This is a genomic window from Ruegeria sp. CK3 (assembly GCF_056536565.1).
The window spans coordinates 52,442-67,735 of record NZ_JBQFPV010000010.1 but is presented as its reverse complement, the minus strand read 5'-3'; the positions used below and the strand labels follow the sequence as shown (position 1 = coordinate 67,735).

The following is a 15,294-nucleotide window of genomic DNA, read 5'->3' as shown; positions in this document are numbered from 1 at the left end:
CTACAGAAATCAGTTTTCAGGAGGAACGCCCCTGAGGCACGACTTCGTACCCTGGTTCTTCCGGCTCATCGTCCTGCATTTCCGTAGGAAAACCCGGTGCGCGAATGTCCAAGCCGGTGGCTTCTTCAAGGCGTTTGATGATGTTTGGCGACAGCTCACGCTCGCCAAACCGGGCGATGCCATCCTCAAAGATCTTGATCATCACCGGATTGATTTCCAAAGGAACACCGGCGCGGTCGGCGACGTCCTGAAACAGGCCGATATCCTTTTTCACCAAGTCCATCGTAAACGAAATATCGCGCGAACCGTTCAAGATCACCTGGCTTTCGGTTTCGTGCACGAACGATGTCCCTGACGAAATCTTGATGGCCTCATAGGTGGTGTTCAAATCCATCCCGGCAGCCTTGGCGGTGACCAACGCTTCAGCACAGGTGATTAGGTTGGCCGTGGCCAGATAGTTGGTCAGTACCTTCAGAACCGAGGCCGAGCCGAGCTCTCCGGTGTGCAGAACACGCCGACCCATGGTGGTCAGGAAGGGCAGAATGCGCTCGAACGTGTCGCGATCGCAGCCAGCGAAGATCGAGATATTGCCCGTCGCCGCGCGGTGACAGCCACCCGAGACAGGGCAATCGACGGCGGCCCCTCCGCGCTCCAGAACCAATGCACCCAACCGCTTGACCTCGGCCTCGTCAGTGGTGGACATCTCCATCCAGATCTTTCCGGGACCAACCTCTGGCAACATCTCCTGCATCACCGCGTCCGAGGCCGCAGGCGACGGCAGGCAGGTGATCACGGCATCGCAATCGCGCATCATCTGGGCCGGGCTTTCAGCCGCTTTGGCCCCCTGCGCGACAAAGGCCTCGACCAGATCGGAACTCAGGTCATGAACTGTCAGATCGATTCCATTGCGCAGCAATGACCCCGACAGCTTGCCGCCCACATTCCCAAGCCCGATAAAACCTACTTTCATGGATTTCGCCTCCGTTTGCGATTTGAGGCCATGCGACCATGCATCGGCGTCCTGTTCATGCCGCCTAGCGACGCTGGCAGGTCGCTTTTCAACGTGCCGCAGCAGTCTGAGCTCCATCGCGCTTGACAAGCTGCAGGTGCGTGCCGCATGAGCCTCATGTTGGTGTCTGTGAGAACAGATGAAAAGGGAATGCGTCAACGGGTTTTCCGCCAAACGCAGCCGCCCCCGCGACCGTGACCGGAGAGGGTGCCCAAGCCACTGGCGCAAAGCCGGGAAGGTGGGACATCCGACAGAGGACAACTCTGACATCCGCAAGCCGGGAGACCTGCCAACGCCCGAAGATGAAACCGGACGGGGTGTTCCGGTGTCGGGTCAAGGGACCCGCATGAAACCCCGTCCCCCACGATGAGGATTTGGGGGGATGAGAGACATGACCGAGACCGCTCCGGTCGAATTGCTGGTTTGCACCACCTGTCGTCGCGGGCTGCCCGTTGAAGACGATGCGAAACGCCCCGGCACCCTGTTGCATAAGGCGCTTGAACAGGCGGACCTGCCGGAAGGGATTATCCTGAAAGCCGTGGAATGCTTGTCGAACTGCAACGAGGGCTGTTCCATCGTGCTGCGCGGCGGCCCGGATCGCTGGACCTTCGTTTATGAACATCTGAACGAAACAGACCATGTCGACGTGATCGTTGACGGCGCTACCAAGTACCTCGCGACCGAGGACGGCTTGGTCAAATGGCGCGAACGCCCCGAACATTTCCGCAAAAACTGCGCAGCCCGCATTCCCCCGATTGGAGCCCTGAAATGAGCAACTTGGAAAAACTCCCCGTCACCGTGATCACTGGCTTCTTGGGCTCGGGCAAAACGACTCTGGTGAAGCACCTGATGCAGAACCCGCAGGGCAAGCGTCTGGCGGTGGTGGTCAATGAGTTCGGCGATGTTGGCGTCGACGGCGATATTCTGAAGTCCTGCGCCATCCCGGATTGCCCAGCGGAGAACATCATGGAGCTGGCGAATGGCTGCATCTGCTGCACCGTGGCCGATGACTTCATCCCAACCATCGAAGCTCTGATGGCGCTGGAGCCGCGTCCCGATCACATCCTGATCGAAACCTCCGGCCTCGCCCTGCCCAAGCCACTGCTGAAGGCGTTCGACTGGCCCGATATCCGATCGAAAATCACCGTTGATGGCGTGATCGCGCTGGCCGATGCCGAGGCCGTCGCCGCTGGTCGCTTTGCGCCGAATGTCGAAGCGGTGGACGCTCAGCGCCTGGCCGACGATTCGATCGACCATGAAACGCCCCTATCCGAGGTGTTCGAGGATCAGATCTCCTGCGCCGACATCATCCTGCTGACCAAGCCCGATCTGGCCGGTCCCGAAGGCGTGGCCAAAGCGAAGGAGATCATCGCCGCCGAGGCCCCTCGTCCGCTGCCCGTGGTTGAGGTTGCCGAAGGTGCTGTGGATGTCCGCGTCGTTCTGGGTCTTGAGGCTGCAGCCGAGGATGACATGGACGCTCGTCCATCGCATCACGACGGTCACCACGATCACGAGCATGACGATTTCGAAAGCATCATCGTTGATCTGCCGGAACAGTCCGATCCTGCCGATCTGGTCGCCAAGATCGAACGTCTGGCCAATGAGCTGAACATCCTGCGCGTCAAAGGCTATGCCGCCGTTCAAGGCAAACCGATGCGCCTGCTGGTGCAGGCCGTTGGTGCCCGTGTGCGTCATCAATACGACCGCCCGTGGGAGCCCGGTGAAGACCGCCGCTCGCGCATGGTGGTGATCGCCGAGCATGACGACATCAAAGAAGCAGAAATCCGCGATATCCTTGCGGGTGTCACCGAGGCCGCCGAGTAAGCTCCATGCACGTCGTCTTCCGCGAAAGCCACGGGTTAGAAGAAACGGAAACCCCAACCGATCTGGGCCAAAGCCCGGCGGATTTGGTGGTACTGTCCTTCTCGGACAGCGACCTTGGCGCTTTCGCGGCGGGCTGGCATCGCGGTGGCGGGCCGGAGGGGCGTATGCCCACGATGCGGTTGGCGAACCTGACGGCGTTGAAGCATCCTCTGTCCGTCGACACCTATGTGGAACAGACGCTGGAGGGTGCCAAGGGCATTCTGATCCGTCTCATTGGCGGTGTGCCTTATTGGGCCTACGGGCTGCAGCAGGTTCTGTCACTTGCGCAGGCCAAGGGGATCGCGCTGGCCGTCCTTCCTGCCGACGGGCGTGAGGACACGCGGTTGGATGAATATTCCACCCTGCCCGTCTCGACCCTGCGCCGTCTGGCACATCTTTGCGACACCGGCGGTGAAGTCGCGGCACAGGCCGCTTTGGCGCAGATGGCATTGGCGGCGGGGCTTTACGCCGGCCCGGTTATGGGGGCTAAAACCCTGCCCGAATCTGGCGCGTGGTGTCCTGATCGCGGCGTGATTCCGGTTGAAACTGCCTTTTCGGACGACGCAAAACGTATCGTCGTCACGTTCTATCGCGCCTATCTAACCTCGGCAGATACCGCCCCTGTTGCCGCCGTGATCCGCAGCTTACGGGGTCGCGGGTTCGAGGCGGTGGGCCTATTCGCGCCCTCGCTCAAAGCACCTGCCGCCGCTGAATGGCTGCGTGACAACATCGTCGCTCTGAAGCCTTCGGCGATCATCAACGCCACCTCCTTCTCAGGCAAAGGCTCGTCGGGTACATCCCCTTTGGACGCGGCGGGCGTGCCGGTATTTCAGATGGCCCTCGCCACGTCCCGCCGCAAGGCTTGGGCCGAGGCGGAACGCGGCCTCTCCCCCGCCGATCTCGCCATGCATGTGGTGCTGCCCGAAGTGGACGGGCGTATTTCGGCGGGCATTGCCTCGTTCAAGGAGCCTGGCAAGCGCGATCCGCATCTGGAATATTCCCGCTTTGCCCACCGGGCTGAGCAAGAGCGGATCGAAGCGATTATCGACCGCGTCGCCGGCTGGTTGAATCTGCATGACAAGCCCAAGGTAGATCAAGTGCCCGCGCTGGTGCTGTCGACCTATCCCGGCAAGGACTGGCAAATGGCGCATGCGGTGGGCCTCGACGCGCTGGCCTCGGCCGAGGCGATGCTGGCCGATCTTCAGGCCGAGGGCTACAGCACCGCACCGGCTGAGCCGATTGCGAAAACCCTGCTGGACGCGCGCATTTCATGGTCTTTGGAAAATTATCAGGCAGCCCTAGCTGACCTGCCTGAGCAACTGCGGGCCGATCTCCAAACCGTTTGGGGCAAGCCCGAAGACGACCCGGTTTTTACTGAAGGCGCGTTCCACTTCACCGCCCTGCGCCGAGGCAACGCGCTCGTTGCTCTACAGCCCGAACGCGGCACACCCGAGCTGCGCAATGACGACTATCACGACCTGTCTCGCACCCCGCGTCACAGCTACGTCGCCTTCTATCTGTGGCTGCGCAAGGGGCTGGGCGCAGACGCTTTGATCCATATCGGCGCGCATGGCACTCTGGAATGGCTTCCGGGCAAGTCCGTTGCTCTGTCGGCGAATTGCTGGCCCGAGGCGCTGATCCGCGACTTGCCAGTGATCTACCCCTTCATCGTCAACGACCCAGGCGAGGCCGCGCAAGCCAAGCGTCGGATCGGGGCCGTGACGCTGGGCCATATCCCGCCCCCTATGAAGGAAAGCGGCACCCCAGATCGTATGGTACGTCTGGAGTCTCTGCTTGATGAGTTCTCGAACGCAGACGGGCTTGATCCCAAACGCCGTGACCGCCTGCAGGAAAATATCCGCGACGAGGCACAAGCCATCGGGTTGGAAAGCGATCTGGGTCTCGATCAGGCCACCTGCACCGCCGAGGCGATTACCCGCATCGACCGCTTTGTCTGCGATATCAAAGAAAGCCAGTTCGGCGACGGGCTGCATATCTATGGCCGTGCGCCTGAGGTTCCCGGTACTTTCGACCCCGCGCCTTCGGCCCATGCGGAACGCAACGCTCTGATCGACGCGCTGGCCGGGAAACGGATCGAGGCCGGGCCGTCCGGTTCCCCCTATCGCGGTCGCTCGGATGTTCTGCCGACCGGGCGGAACCTATATACCACCGACCCCCGCTCGGTTCCCACGCGGGCGGCCTACACCCAAGGCGTCAAACTGGCCAAGGAACTGGTCCGCCGTCACCTTCAGGAAGAAGGCGACTATCCCAAGGGGCTAATAGTAGACCTGTGGGGCTCGGCCACGATGCGCACGGCAGGCGAGGAATTCGCCATGGCGTTGCACCTGCTGGGCGTGAAACCGGTCTGGGACAAAGGCTCGGAACGAGTCTCGGGGATCGAGGTGCTGCCGATCACCGATCTCAGCCGCCCGCGCTTGGACGTGACGCTGCGTGTGTCGGGCCTGTTCCGGGACGTCTTCCCAACCCTCTCGGCGCTTTACGGTCAGGCCATCCGCGCGTTGACCGCGCGGGATGAGGCGACCGACTGGAACCCCTATGCCGGTCAGGCACCGTCGGCCCGCGTGTTCGGCCCCGCTCCCGGAAGCTATGGCGTTAACATGACCCAACTGTCCGAAGTGTACACCGACGAGGCGCGCGCACAGGCGGGTGAGGCATGGCTTGAGGCCAGCTCTTTTGCGCTGGAGGGTGAGAATATCGTTCAGGACAAGGCGGGCATCACCCAACGCGTGGCGCATGCCGACAGTTTTGTTCACCTGCAGGACCTGACCGAGACAGACCTGCTTTTGGCCAATGACTACGCCACGCACGAGGCCGGTTTTGCCGCCGCCAAGAAGGCCACGGGTGGGACCGCGCAGCTGTATCATCTGGACAATACCAATCCCGAAAAACCTCGCGCCCGCACCTTGCCGGAAGAGATCAGCCGCGTCGTCCACGCCCGCGCTGCCAATCCGGACTGGATCGCCGGGATGCAACGGCATGGCTTCCGGGGCGCGGCCGAGATCGCGGCGACGTTGGATCACATGGCCTCGTTTGCGCATCTGTCGGGCACCGTTGCGCCGCATCTGTTCGACCTCTACCACGATGCCACACTGGGCGATGAAGATGTGGATGCCTTCCTGCAGCAGGCCAATCCGCAGGCCCATCAGGCCATGCAGGACCGGTTCCGCGCCTTGCTGGATGCCGGTTTGTGGAATACGCGGCGCAACTCGATCCGGGCGGATCTGGAGGGGCTGGGATGAGCGCGCCCACCCCAAAACCAGTCGTCCAAGGTTGGTGCCCCGGCGCCCACCGACCGATGATGTCTGGGGATGGGCTGGTGGTGCGCGTGCGCCCTCGGCTGGCTCGGCTGACCGCGCCACAAGCGCTTGGCTTGTGTGAACTGGCCCAGCAATTCGGCAACGGCACAATCGACCTGACCAACCGTGCGAACCTGCAGTTGCGCGGCGTGCAGGAAAGTGAACACCAGGCATTGCTGTCCGAACTGTCCGCGCTTGGACTGCTGGATGTGAAGCCGGGCATTGAGGTCCGGCGCAACATTCTGGTCTCACCGCTTTACCTGCCGGGCGATTTGACCGCGCGGCTGACTCAGGAATTGATCGACCGTCTGAGTGAGCTGCCCGCGCTACCGGCCAAGTTCGGCTTTGCCATCGACACGGGACCAGAGCGCCTGCTGGCGGCGGACTCGGCCGATATCCGGGTGGAGCGTTCCGCCGATGGGCTGATCCTGCGCGCAGATGGGGCTCAGACAGGACGTGTCGTCTCGGAGGCAGAGGCTATTAGTCACCTGATTGCTCTGACCACATGGTTTGCCGAGGTCTTCACACCAGACACCCGCCGCATGGCCCGGGCCGTGGCGGCTTTTGGTCTGCCTGCGGAATGGCAGGGCCGCGACCCCGGACAAATTGGCGCGTCGTTGCAACCGAGGGCTTGCGATCTGGGCAGCCTCTACGGTGCAGCCTTTGGGCAATTGCCCGCAAATGAGCTCCACGCGCTGATCCGCAACAGCGGTGCCTCTGCCCTGCGTGTCACCCCTTGGCGACTGATCCTGCTGGAAGGCGGGGCGGCGATACCTGCACCGGGTTTTGTCACGGACGGCACCGACCCGCTGACGACCACCGACGCCTGCCCCGGTGCTCCGTTATGCCCGCAGGCGCAAGCGGAAACCCGCGATATCGCGCGCGAATTGGCCCCACTTGTAGCCGGCACCCTTCATGTCTCTGGGTGTTCCAAAGGGTGCGCTCGGATGGGCCCCGCGGATGTGACTTTAGTCGGCCAGAACGGACGATTTGATCTTGTCAAACAGGGCCGTGCGGGGGATGAGCCAATCCTGCGCGGGCTGAACCCCGAAACACTGATGACGATGGACTTCACCTGATGCCATACACTTACGAAACCGACGGCGCGGCGATCTACAAGGAAAGTTTTGCCACCATCCGGTCCGAAGCCGATCTAGCCCGTTTCGACGCCGACGAAGAGCAGGTCGCCGTTCGGATGATCCACGCGGCTGGCATGGTAGGGCTGGAAGAATTCGTTCATTTCTCACCCAGTTTTGTATCCTCCGCGCGGACCGCGCTGGAAAACGGCGCGCCGATCCTGTGTGACGCGCGCATGGTCAGCGAGGGTGTTACCCGGTTCCGCCTGCCCGCCGACAATGAGGTGATCTGCACCCTGCATGACGAGCGCGTGCGCCCTCTGGCTGCAGAGATGAGCAACACACGCTCTGCTGCGGCGCTTGAGCTGTGGCGCCCGCATCTGGAAGGTGCTGTGGTCGCTATCGGCAACGCACCGACGGCTCTGTTTCACCTGCTGAACATGCTGGAAGACCCCAACTGCCCACGCCCTGCTGCCATCATCGGCTGCCCGGTGGGCTTTGTTGGCGCGGTCGAATCCAAGGACGCCCTGTGGGAGGCGCAGCCGGTGCCGTCCTGCATCGTCAAAGGCCGTCTCGGTGGCAGCGCCATCACAGTCGCCGCCATCAACGCCATCGCGAGCCGCGCCGAATGAGCGCCGGCAAGATATATGGCGTTGGCCTCGGCCCCGGTGACCCCGACCTGATGAGCGTGCGGGCCGATCGCCTGCTGCGCAATGCCCGCCACGTGGCGTTTTTCCGCAAGCCCGGCCGTAGCGGTCAGGCACGTAAGATCGTCAACAGTATGATCCCGGAAGGCGCGGTGGAGTTCCCGATGGAATACCCCGTCACAACCGAGATCCCTCTGAACGATCCGCGCTACAATGAGTTGTTGGCGGCGTTCTACGAGGACTGCGCGGACCATCTGAAAGCCCTTGCTGAGAAGGGCGAAGACGTCGTTGTTCTCTGCGAGGGCGACCCGTTTTTCTACGGCTCGTTCATGCATCTCTATACCCGCTTGCGCGACATCGCCCCCGTCGAGGTCGTCCCGGCCATTACCGGCATGTCCGGCGCTTGGACAGCAACCGGCGATCCGATCACATGGGGTGATGATATCCTGACCGTTCTGGCCGCCACCCTGCCCGAGGAGGTTCTGGCCGAACGCATGGCGCAGACCGACGCACTGGTCGTGATGAAGATCGGGCGCAATATCGACAAAGTGAAACGTGCGCTAAAGACCGCCGGGATGTATGACCGGGCGTGGATCGTGGAATACGCGCAAATGCCGAACCAACGCGTCTGCAAACTGTCCGAGAATTGTGAGGGGATCACCCCCTATTTCTCGATCATCCTGGTACACGGTCAGGGACGACGGCCATGAGCGGCTGGGTCAAGATCGCGGGCCTCGGGCCGGGAAATGAAGACCTGGTCACGCCCGAAGTCTCCGCCGCGCTGGCCGAGGCGACCGATGTGGTGGGCTACATACCCTATGTCGCGCGCGTGGCCGAACGCCCTGGCCTGACTCTGCATGCCAGTGACAACCGGGTTGAGATCGATCGTTCGCAACACGCGCTGCAGATGGCGGCTGAGGGGAAACGCGTGGTTGTTGTGTCCTCGGGTGATCCGGGTGTCTTTGCGATGGCCGCTGCGGTGTTCGAAGCGCTGGAGAACGGTCCAGAAGAATGGCGCAACCTTCAGATCGACGTGCTGCCGGGTATTACGGCGATGCTGGTCGCGTCTGCCCGTGCGGGTGCACCGATGGGGCATGATTTCTGCGCCATCAACCTTAGCGACAATCTCAAACCCTGGTCGCTGATCGAAAAGCGGCTACGTCTGGCGGCGCAGGCGGATTTCTCGATGGCCTTTTACAATCCGCGCTCGAAATCGCGGCCGGAAGGCTTTGTAAAGACGTTGGAAATCCTACGTGAAGAATGTGAGCCTGAACGTCTGATCCTTTTCGCGCGCGCCGTGTCGCGCGAGGACGAAGCGATCCGGATCTCCACTCTGGCCGAGGCCACGCCTGAGATGGCGGATATGCAGACGGTGGTCATTGTCGGATCATCGCGCACCCGCGTGATCAAACGCGACGGCGCGCCGATCGTCTACACCCCGAGGTTCACCCCGGAATGAGCCAGCCAGTCCAGAACCTGTGCAATCGTCGACAGCTCGGTCCGCTCTGGCAGGACCGGACGGTCGATCATCAGCACTGGCAGGCCCAACGCCCGCGCCGCGTCCAGCTTGGCTCGCGCGCCCGTGCCGCCTGCGTTCTTGGACACAACCAACTGCGTCTCGTGCCTCTGCATCAGCGCGCGGTCATCGGCCTCGGCAAACGGCCCGCGGGCGACAACCACGTCGGCATTCGGCAAGGGCAGTTCATCGGGCGCATCAACAAGACGCAGCAGATAGTGATGCTGGGGCTGGGCCGCGAACTCCTCGAGATGCATCCGGCCAACCGCGAGAAACACGCGTTGCGCCTCGACGTTCAACGCATCAACTGCGGCGGGGATATCGGGAACGTGTCGCCAGTCATCACCGGGCTGCGCGCGCCAAGCGGGTCGAGTCAGCGCGGCCAGTGGCGTTTGCGCCTCACAGCAGGCCTCAATCGCGTTTCGGCTCATCTGCGAGGCGAAAGGATGCGACGCGTCGATCACATGGCTGATCCCGTTGTCGCGGATGTAAGCAACCAGACCCTGCACGCCGCCAAACCCGCCGACCCGAACCGGCAAGGGCTGCGGGCGCGGTTTCTCAACCCGTCCCGCGTAGGAATAGGTCGCCGCAAGCCCATGTTCGGAAACGGCTTTGGCCAGAGCGTTCGCCTCGGTCGTGCCGCCCAGAACAAGCACATTGGGGATCAGGAGGTTGGTCATGTCTGATACTCCGTGGCTGACCGTTCTGGGTCTGGGTGAAGATGGGCTTGATGGCCTGTCGCCCGCAAACCGTCAAGTGCTGGATCGGGCCGAGGTCATCATGGGCCCGCCGCGCCACCTTTCGCTGGTGCCGGAAACAGGGGCTGAGCGGATCGATTGGCCGGTGCCGTTCTCCGACGGTCTGCCGATCCTGACCGGGCTTAGGGGCCGTGCGACGGTGGTTCTGGCCTCGGGCGATCCGTTCTGGTTCGGCGCGGGCTCGGTGATTGCACGCAATTTCGAGGCCGCCGAGTGGACCGCGCGACCCGGCCAATCGACCTTTTCGCTGGCCGCCGCGCGTTTGGGTTGGCCGTTAGAGGGCACCCAGACCTTTGGCCTACACGCCGCTCCTCTGACGCGTTTACGACCACACCTTTCTCCGGGGCTTCGCGCGATCATCCTGTTGCGCAATGGTGCGGCCGTTGCGGAACTTGCCACCTATCTGACTGAGACCGGGTTCGCCGATACCCAGTTGCACGTGATGGAGGCATTGGGCGGCCCGCGTGAACGCGCGCGCTCGGTCTCGTTGACCGAAGCGCTTCTGGGCACGTTCGATCACCCGGTCTGCGTCGGGCTGGAGGTTGCGGGCGAAGGGCGCGTTTTTCCCAAGGCCTCGGGTAAGCCCGACGGTATTTTCGAAACCGACGGCCAGATCACCAAACGCCCCATTCGAGCGCTAACCCTGTCGGCGTTGGCCCCGCAACGCGGCGAGCATCTGTGGGATATTGGCGGCGGCACGGGCTCGATCAGCATTGAATGGCTGATGTGTGATCCGACCTTGACGGCCACAACCATCGAACCCCGCGTAGATCGTGCCGAACGCATCCGGCGCAATGCCGATGCGTTGGGGCAAGATCGGTTGAATGTCGTTCACGGTACGGCGCCGGATGCGCTGTCAGGTCTGCCTCTGCCCGATGTTGTGTTCATTGGAGGCGGTCTCAGCGCCGATCTCTTGGCGTGGCTGCGCAATGCCCTTCCATCAGGCGCCCGCTTGGTCGCCAACGCCGTTACTTTGGAAAGCGAAGCGCTGCTGGCCCGCTGGCACGAAGAATTGGGCGGAGATCTTTTGCGGATTGAGCTTGCGCACTCGGCACCGCTCGGCCCTCGGCGCGGATGGAAATCGGCCTATCCGGTCGTGCAATGGAGTGTGACGCTATGATCGTCGCAGGCCTTGGCTTTTCATCAAGCGCAACAGTGGACAGCCTGCGCACGGCTTATGACGCCGCTGCCGTTGATCATGACGTTCAAGCCTTGGCAACCGTTGCCGACAAAGAGGGTCATCTGGCTCTGGCCAGTTTCGCAGAAGGCCTTGCCCTGCCCTTGCATTTCGTTGCCGCAGCCGATCTGGCCGGGCAGCGCACCCTGACATGCTCGAACCGCAGCCGCGCCACCTATGGCACTGGCAGCGTGGCCGAAGCATCCGCATTGGCCGCCGCCGGAACTGGCGCGCGGCTTCTTTCACCCAGACATATCTCGGACGACGGGCTGGCGACATGCGCCATTGCCATCGGAGGACACTCATGACCGTTCATTTCATTGGCGCCGGACCGGGCGCCGCCGATCTGCTGACCCTGCGTGGGCGCGATATCATCGCCTCCTGCCCCGTTTGCCTCTATGCGGGATCTCTGGTGCCCGAAGAGATACTGGGCCACTGCCCCGACGGCGCGAAGATCATCAACACCGCGCCTATGGATCTGGATCAGATCATGGCCGAGATCGACGCGGCGCATCAGGCGGGTCAAGACGTGGCACGCCTGCACTCGGGCGATCTGTCGGTCTGGTCGGCAATGGGTGAACAAATCCGCCGTCTGAAAGAGATGGGCATCCCCGTCAGCGTTACCCCGGGCGTGCCGTCCTTCGCGGCGGCGGCGGCGGCTTTGGGGACAGAGTTGACCCTACCCGGCCTGGCGCAATCGGTGGTCCTGACGCGCACCCCGGGCCGTGCGTCCTCGATGCCCGAAGGCGAAACACTGGAGAACTTCGCCCGCACCGGCGCGACCCTGGCCATTCATTTGTCGATCGGAAATCTGGACAAGGTGATTGCCGATCTGAGCCCAGCCTATGGCGCGGACTGCCCCGTAGCGGTCGTCTACCGGGCCAGTTGGCCGGATGAGAGGATCATCCGCGCGACATTGGCCACCCTCAAGGAGGCGTTGGATGAGAGCATTTCGCGCACCGCGTTGATCATGGTCGGGCCTGCACTGGCGGGTGAAGGATTCGACGAGAGCTGCTTGTATTCGAAAGACTACGACCGCCGCTACCGCCCACAGAGCGCGGACAGCCCGTGGTCAAGCTGGAGCCCCGAGGATGAATGACGCGATGACGACCCCTCCGGGCATTTTGATCTCCGCGCCCTCTTCAGGGACCGGCAAAACCACCGTGATGCTGGGCCTGTTGCGGGCGCTGGCCGAGGATGGCCTGATCGTGCAGCCGTTCAAGAGTGGCCCCGACTATATCGACCCGGCCTTTCACCGCGCGGCGGCGGGGCGAGCTTCGTTCAACCTTGATAGTTGGGCGATGGGCGACGGGCTGCTTGGCACGATCTCGGATCAGGCCGAAGGGGCGGATATCGTGGTGGCCGAAGGCTCGATGGGTCTTTTCGATGGCGTCGCCAAACCCGGCGAGCTGGGCCACGGGTCCAGTGCCGAAACCGCGCAACGCATGGGCTGGCCCGTTGTATTGGTTTTGGACGTGGGCGGTCAGGCCCAATCGGCAGCGGCGACCGCGCTGGGGTTCAAGATGTACAACCCCGATCTGCCCTTTGCCGGAGTGATCCTGAACCGCTGCGCCAGCCCTCGGCATGAGCGGTTGACACGGTTGGGTATGGAACGGGCAGGCCTGCCGGTTCTGGGCGTATTGCCCCGTCGCGGAGACCTGACTCTGCCGGAACGCCATCTGGGGTTGATCCAAGCGGTTGAGCATCCCGATCTGGAAAGTGCCATTGTGGGTTATGCGGCATTCCTGCGGGAGCATGTGGACCTTGAGGCAATCAAACTAGCGGTTTCCTCAGGCCCCAAAGGGCCATCGTCAGCCGCGCTGCCGCGGCCTCCGGCGCAACGAATCGCATTGGCCCGGGATGCGGCTTTTTCGTTCACCTATCCGCATCTGTTGGAGGGATGGCGCGCAGCGGGGGCCGAGATCCTGCCGTTTTCGCCATTGGCCAATGAAGCCCCCGCCGATGATGCCGATCTGGTTTGGTTGCCGGGTGGGTATCCGGAGCTGCACGCAGGCACTTTGACTGCCGCGGGCACGTTCCTGACCGGTTTGCGGAAACACGCGGAGACCAAGCCGGTGCATGGGGAATGCGGTGGCTACATGACCCTTGGGGAGGTTCTGATCGACAAAGAGGGCGTACCGCACCAGATGGCTGGATTGCTGGGGCTGCAGACCTCGTACCAGAAGCGCAAATTCAATCTGGGGTATCGTCGGGCCGAACTGCTGGCTCCGATGCCGGGTTTTGCGCAAGGCGCATCGCTGCGGGGGCATGAGTTCCACTATTCCTCGATCATCGAACAGCCAGATGCACCGCTGGCGCGTGTGTTCGATGCCGAAGGGGATGAAGGCCCGCAGACCGGATCGCGCCGAGGCAACGTCACCGGGACCTTCTTTCACCTCATCGCCGAGGCCTCGGCATGAGCGGGTTTGTCTCATTCATCGGATCCGGTCCGGGAGACCCGGAATTGCTGACCCTGAAGGCCGTGGACCGGATGCAGAAGGCCGACGCCGTGCTGTTCGACGATCTGAGCAGCGGACCCATTCTGAGCCACGCGCAACCGGATGCTGATCTTGTGGGCGTCGGCAAACGGGCCGGGCGACCCTCGCCGAAACAGGATCATGTCAGCCGTCTGCTCGTGGAATACGCGCAGACCGGTCAACGGGTCGTGCGGCTGAAATCTGGCGATGGCGGCATGTTCGGACGGCTTGAGGAAGAAATCGTCGCCCTGCGTGCTGCCGGGATCGATTATGAGATCATTCCAGGCGTCCCCTCTGCCATCGCAGCCGCAGCAGCTGCCGGTATTCCGTTGACCCGCAGGTTGACGGCCCGGCGGGTACAGTTCGTCACTGGCCACGATGTCAGCGGGCAGCTGCCCCCCGATCTGAATCTGACCGCTTTGGCTGATGCGGCGGCGACCACCGTTGTGTTCATGGGCAAACGGACGTTTCCGCTACTGGTCGAGGCCCTAAATGCCAACGGCCTGCCGCTGGATACGCCCGCGCTGATGGCGGAATCCGTTTCCACACCGGATCAGAAGCTGCACCGCTCGACCATAGGCGCGCTGGCCGAAACGCTGAAATCCGAGATCGGAACCGCGCCTGCCCTGATCCTCTATGGTCCATTGGCGGAGTTCGAGGATGTATGAGCTGTCTCTGATCGGCATCGGCACCGGCAACCCCGATCACGTGACCCTGCAAGGCGCGCAGGCAATCCGCGAGGCGGATCTGATCCTGATCCCGCGCAAGGGTGAGAACAAAGCCGATCTGGCCGGACTGCGGGAGGAGATCGTCGACAAGGTCACTGAGACCCCTCCGCAGATAGCGTATTTCGATATCCCCAAACGCCGCTCGGACGACGGATATCTGCAAGGTGTGGATGAGTGGCACGATGCTATTGCCCTGCGCTGGCAAGAAGCGATGGCGGGGCATCCTGAGGCCTCGAAGATCGCGCTGTTGATCTGGGGGGATCCATCGCTTTACGACAGCTCGCTTCGCATTGTAGCGCGGCTGGACCCACAACCGCGCAAACGGGTGATTCCTGGGATTACCGCGCTACAGGCACTGACAGCAGCCCATGCCATTCCCATCAACGACATAGGCGCGCCCTATGTGGTGACAACTGGCCGTCGTATTCGCGACGAAGGCTGGCCCTCGGACGCCACCAAGGTTGCCGTGATGCTGGACGGTGAGTGTTCGTTCCAGGCTCTGGACATGGAGGCGTTCGATATCTGGTGGGGCGCTTATGTAGGCATGAAGGAAGAGATCCTGATCCACGGCCCGCTGGATGAGGCGGCCGAGACCATCTTGACCACCCGTGCGCAGGCCCGCGCCGATCATGGTTGGATCATGGATATCTACCTGCTGCAAAAACGGTCGTCCTGAACACGCATACGAAAATGTGAATGCAGCGATGGGCGAAACCTGCTCTAGTC

Annotated in this window: 15 protein-coding genes and 1 riboswitch; of the genes, 13 read left to right on the top strand and 2 right to left on the bottom strand. The window is 62.6% G+C overall.

Annotation, left to right across the window (positions count from 1 at the left end):
• Positions 1-16: 16 nt before the first annotated feature.
• A complete protein-coding gene (locus ACR0C3_RS16150) occupies positions 17-1,087 on the bottom strand; it encodes an NAD(P)-dependent oxidoreductase (RefSeq protein ID WP_480759439.1) in 1,071 nt (356 codons plus the stop codon).
• Positions 1,088-1,113: 26 nt separating this feature from the next.
• A riboswitch (cobalamin riboswitch) is annotated at positions 1,114-1,317 on the top strand.
• A gap of 83 nt (positions 1,318-1,400) precedes the next feature.
• On the opposite strand from ACR0C3_RS16150, the gene ACR0C3_RS16145 reads away from it, so the two are divergent.
• The 7 genes from ACR0C3_RS16145 to cobJ are packed head-to-tail and all read left to right on the top strand — an operon-like array spanning position 1,401 to position 9,371.
• Complete coding sequence (locus ACR0C3_RS16145; protein ID WP_170374172.1) at positions 1,401-1,781, top strand: DUF1636 family protein; 381 nt, start codon at positions 1,401-1,403, stop codon at positions 1,779-1,781.
• Positions 1,778-2,833, top strand: a complete 1,056-nt coding sequence (gene cobW / locus ACR0C3_RS16140) for a cobalamin biosynthesis protein CobW (RefSeq protein ID WP_170700242.1) — start codon at positions 1,778-1,780, stop codon at positions 2,831-2,833. Before ACR0C3_RS16145 ends, cobW begins: the two co-directional genes overlap by 4 nt.
• A 5-nt stretch (positions 2,834-2,838) precedes the next feature.
• A complete protein-coding gene (cobN, locus tag ACR0C3_RS16135) occupies positions 2,839-6,132 on the top strand; it encodes a cobaltochelatase subunit CobN (RefSeq protein WP_480759438.1) in 3,294 nt (1,097 codons plus the stop codon).
• Positions 6,129-7,268, top strand: coding sequence for a cobalamin biosynthesis protein CobG (locus ACR0C3_RS16130; protein WP_480759436.1), 1,140 nt, complete (start codon positions 6,129-6,131; stop codon positions 7,266-7,268). Before cobN ends, ACR0C3_RS16130 begins: the two co-directional genes overlap by 4 nt.
• Positions 7,268-7,897 (top strand): precorrin-8X methylmutase, encoded by a 630-nt coding sequence (locus tag ACR0C3_RS16125; RefSeq protein ID WP_480759434.1) that lies wholly within the window; start codon positions 7,268-7,270, stop codon positions 7,895-7,897. Before ACR0C3_RS16130 ends, ACR0C3_RS16125 begins: the two co-directional genes overlap by 1 nt.
• Positions 7,894-8,622: a precorrin-2 C(20)-methyltransferase gene (locus ACR0C3_RS16120; RefSeq protein ID WP_480759433.1), complete on the top strand. Its 729-nt coding sequence runs from the start codon at positions 7,894-7,896 to the stop codon at positions 8,620-8,622. Before ACR0C3_RS16125 ends, ACR0C3_RS16120 begins: the two co-directional genes overlap by 4 nt.
• Positions 8,619-9,371 carry a precorrin-3B C(17)-methyltransferase gene (gene cobJ / locus ACR0C3_RS16115; RefSeq protein WP_480759431.1) on the top strand — a complete coding sequence of 251 codons (753 nt, stop codon included), beginning with the start codon at positions 8,619-8,621 and terminating at the stop codon, positions 9,369-9,371. The genes ACR0C3_RS16120 and cobJ overlap by 4 nt, the downstream gene beginning before the upstream one ends.
• Here the strand turns inward: cobJ and ACR0C3_RS16110 are convergent.
• Entirely contained in the window at positions 9,344-10,108 is a 765-nt protein-coding gene (locus ACR0C3_RS16110; protein ID WP_480759430.1) for a cobalt-precorrin-6A reductase, read from the bottom strand. The genes cobJ and ACR0C3_RS16110 overlap by 28 nt on opposite strands.
• On the opposite strand from ACR0C3_RS16110, the gene cbiE reads away from it, so the two are divergent.
• Genes cbiE through cobF form a run of 6 tightly spaced genes read left to right on the top strand, consistent with a single transcriptional unit; the run spans position 10,107 to position 15,244 of the window.
• Complete coding sequence (gene cbiE, locus ACR0C3_RS16105) at positions 10,107-11,306, top strand: precorrin-6y C5,15-methyltransferase (decarboxylating) subunit CbiE (protein WP_480759429.1); 1,200 nt, start codon at positions 10,107-10,109, stop codon at positions 11,304-11,306. The two genes, ACR0C3_RS16110 and cbiE, sit on opposite strands and share 2 nt — an antisense overlap.
• Positions 11,303-11,671: a cobalamin biosynthesis protein gene (locus tag ACR0C3_RS16100; protein WP_480759427.1), complete on the top strand. Its 369-nt coding sequence runs from the start codon at positions 11,303-11,305 to the stop codon at positions 11,669-11,671. The genes cbiE and ACR0C3_RS16100 overlap by 4 nt, the downstream gene beginning before the upstream one ends.
• On the top strand, positions 11,668-12,462 hold the full coding sequence (gene cobM / locus ACR0C3_RS16095) for a precorrin-4 C(11)-methyltransferase (protein WP_480759425.1): 795 nt from the start codon (positions 11,668-11,670) through the stop codon (positions 12,460-12,462). Before ACR0C3_RS16100 ends, cobM begins: the two co-directional genes overlap by 4 nt.
• On the top strand, positions 12,455-13,783 hold the full coding sequence (locus ACR0C3_RS16090) for a cobyrinic acid a,c-diamide synthase CobB (protein ID WP_480759423.1): 1,329 nt from the start codon (positions 12,455-12,457) through the stop codon (positions 13,781-13,783). The genes cobM and ACR0C3_RS16090 overlap by 8 nt, the downstream gene beginning before the upstream one ends.
• Positions 13,780-14,508 (top strand): uroporphyrinogen-III C-methyltransferase, encoded by a 729-nt coding sequence (gene cobA / locus ACR0C3_RS16085; RefSeq protein WP_480759422.1) that lies wholly within the window; start codon positions 13,780-13,782, stop codon positions 14,506-14,508. The genes ACR0C3_RS16090 and cobA overlap by 4 nt, the downstream gene beginning before the upstream one ends.
• Positions 14,501-15,244 (top strand): precorrin-6A synthase (deacetylating), encoded by a 744-nt coding sequence (gene cobF, locus ACR0C3_RS16080; RefSeq protein ID WP_480759420.1) that lies wholly within the window; start codon positions 14,501-14,503, stop codon positions 15,242-15,244. The genes cobA and cobF overlap by 8 nt, the downstream gene beginning before the upstream one ends.
• The last annotated feature ends 50 nt before the right edge of the window (positions 15,245-15,294 follow it).

Bases quoted from the DNA above. Each gene is read 5' to 3' on its own strand.
- ACR0C3_RS16125 (WP_480759434.1), top strand. From the start codon at position 7,268: ATGCCATACACTTACGAAACCGACGGCGCGGCGATCTACAAGGAAAGT.
- cobW (WP_170700242.1), top strand. From the start codon at position 1,778: ATGAGCAACTTGGAAAAACTCCCCGTCACCGTGATCACTGGCTTCTTG.
- ACR0C3_RS16100 (WP_480759427.1), top strand. From the start codon at position 11,303: ATGATCGTCGCAGGCCTTGGCTTTTCATCAAGCGCAACAGTGGACAGC.
- ACR0C3_RS16150 (WP_480759439.1), bottom strand. From the start codon at position 1,087: ATGGAGCTCAGACTGCTGCGGCACGTTGAAAAGCGACCTGCCAGCGTC.
- cobA (WP_480759422.1), top strand. From the start codon at position 13,780: ATGAGCGGGTTTGTCTCATTCATCGGATCCGGTCCGGGAGACCCGGAA.
- ACR0C3_RS16120 (WP_480759433.1), top strand. From the start codon at position 7,894: ATGAGCGCCGGCAAGATATATGGCGTTGGCCTCGGCCCCGGTGACCCC.
- ACR0C3_RS16130 (WP_480759436.1), top strand. From the start codon at position 6,129: ATGAGCGCGCCCACCCCAAAACCAGTCGTCCAAGGTTGGTGCCCCGGC.
- cbiE (WP_480759429.1), top strand. From the start codon at position 10,107: ATGTCTGATACTCCGTGGCTGACCGTTCTGGGTCTGGGTGAAGATGGG.
- cobM (WP_480759425.1), top strand. From the start codon at position 11,668: ATGACCGTTCATTTCATTGGCGCCGGACCGGGCGCCGCCGATCTGCTG.
- cobF (WP_480759420.1), top strand. From the start codon at position 14,501: ATGTATGAGCTGTCTCTGATCGGCATCGGCACCGGCAACCCCGATCAC.
- ACR0C3_RS16110 (WP_480759430.1), bottom strand. From the start codon at position 10,108: ATGACCAACCTCCTGATCCCCAATGTGCTTGTTCTGGGCGGCACGACC.
- cobJ (WP_480759431.1), top strand. From the start codon at position 8,619: ATGAGCGGCTGGGTCAAGATCGCGGGCCTCGGGCCGGGAAATGAAGAC.
- ACR0C3_RS16145 (WP_170374172.1), top strand. From the start codon at position 1,401: ATGACCGAGACCGCTCCGGTCGAATTGCTGGTTTGCACCACCTGTCGT.
- cobN (WP_480759438.1), top strand. From the start codon at position 2,839: ATGCACGTCGTCTTCCGCGAAAGCCACGGGTTAGAAGAAACGGAAACC.
- ACR0C3_RS16090 (WP_480759423.1), top strand. From the start codon at position 12,455: ATGAATGACGCGATGACGACCCCTCCGGGCATTTTGATCTCCGCGCCC.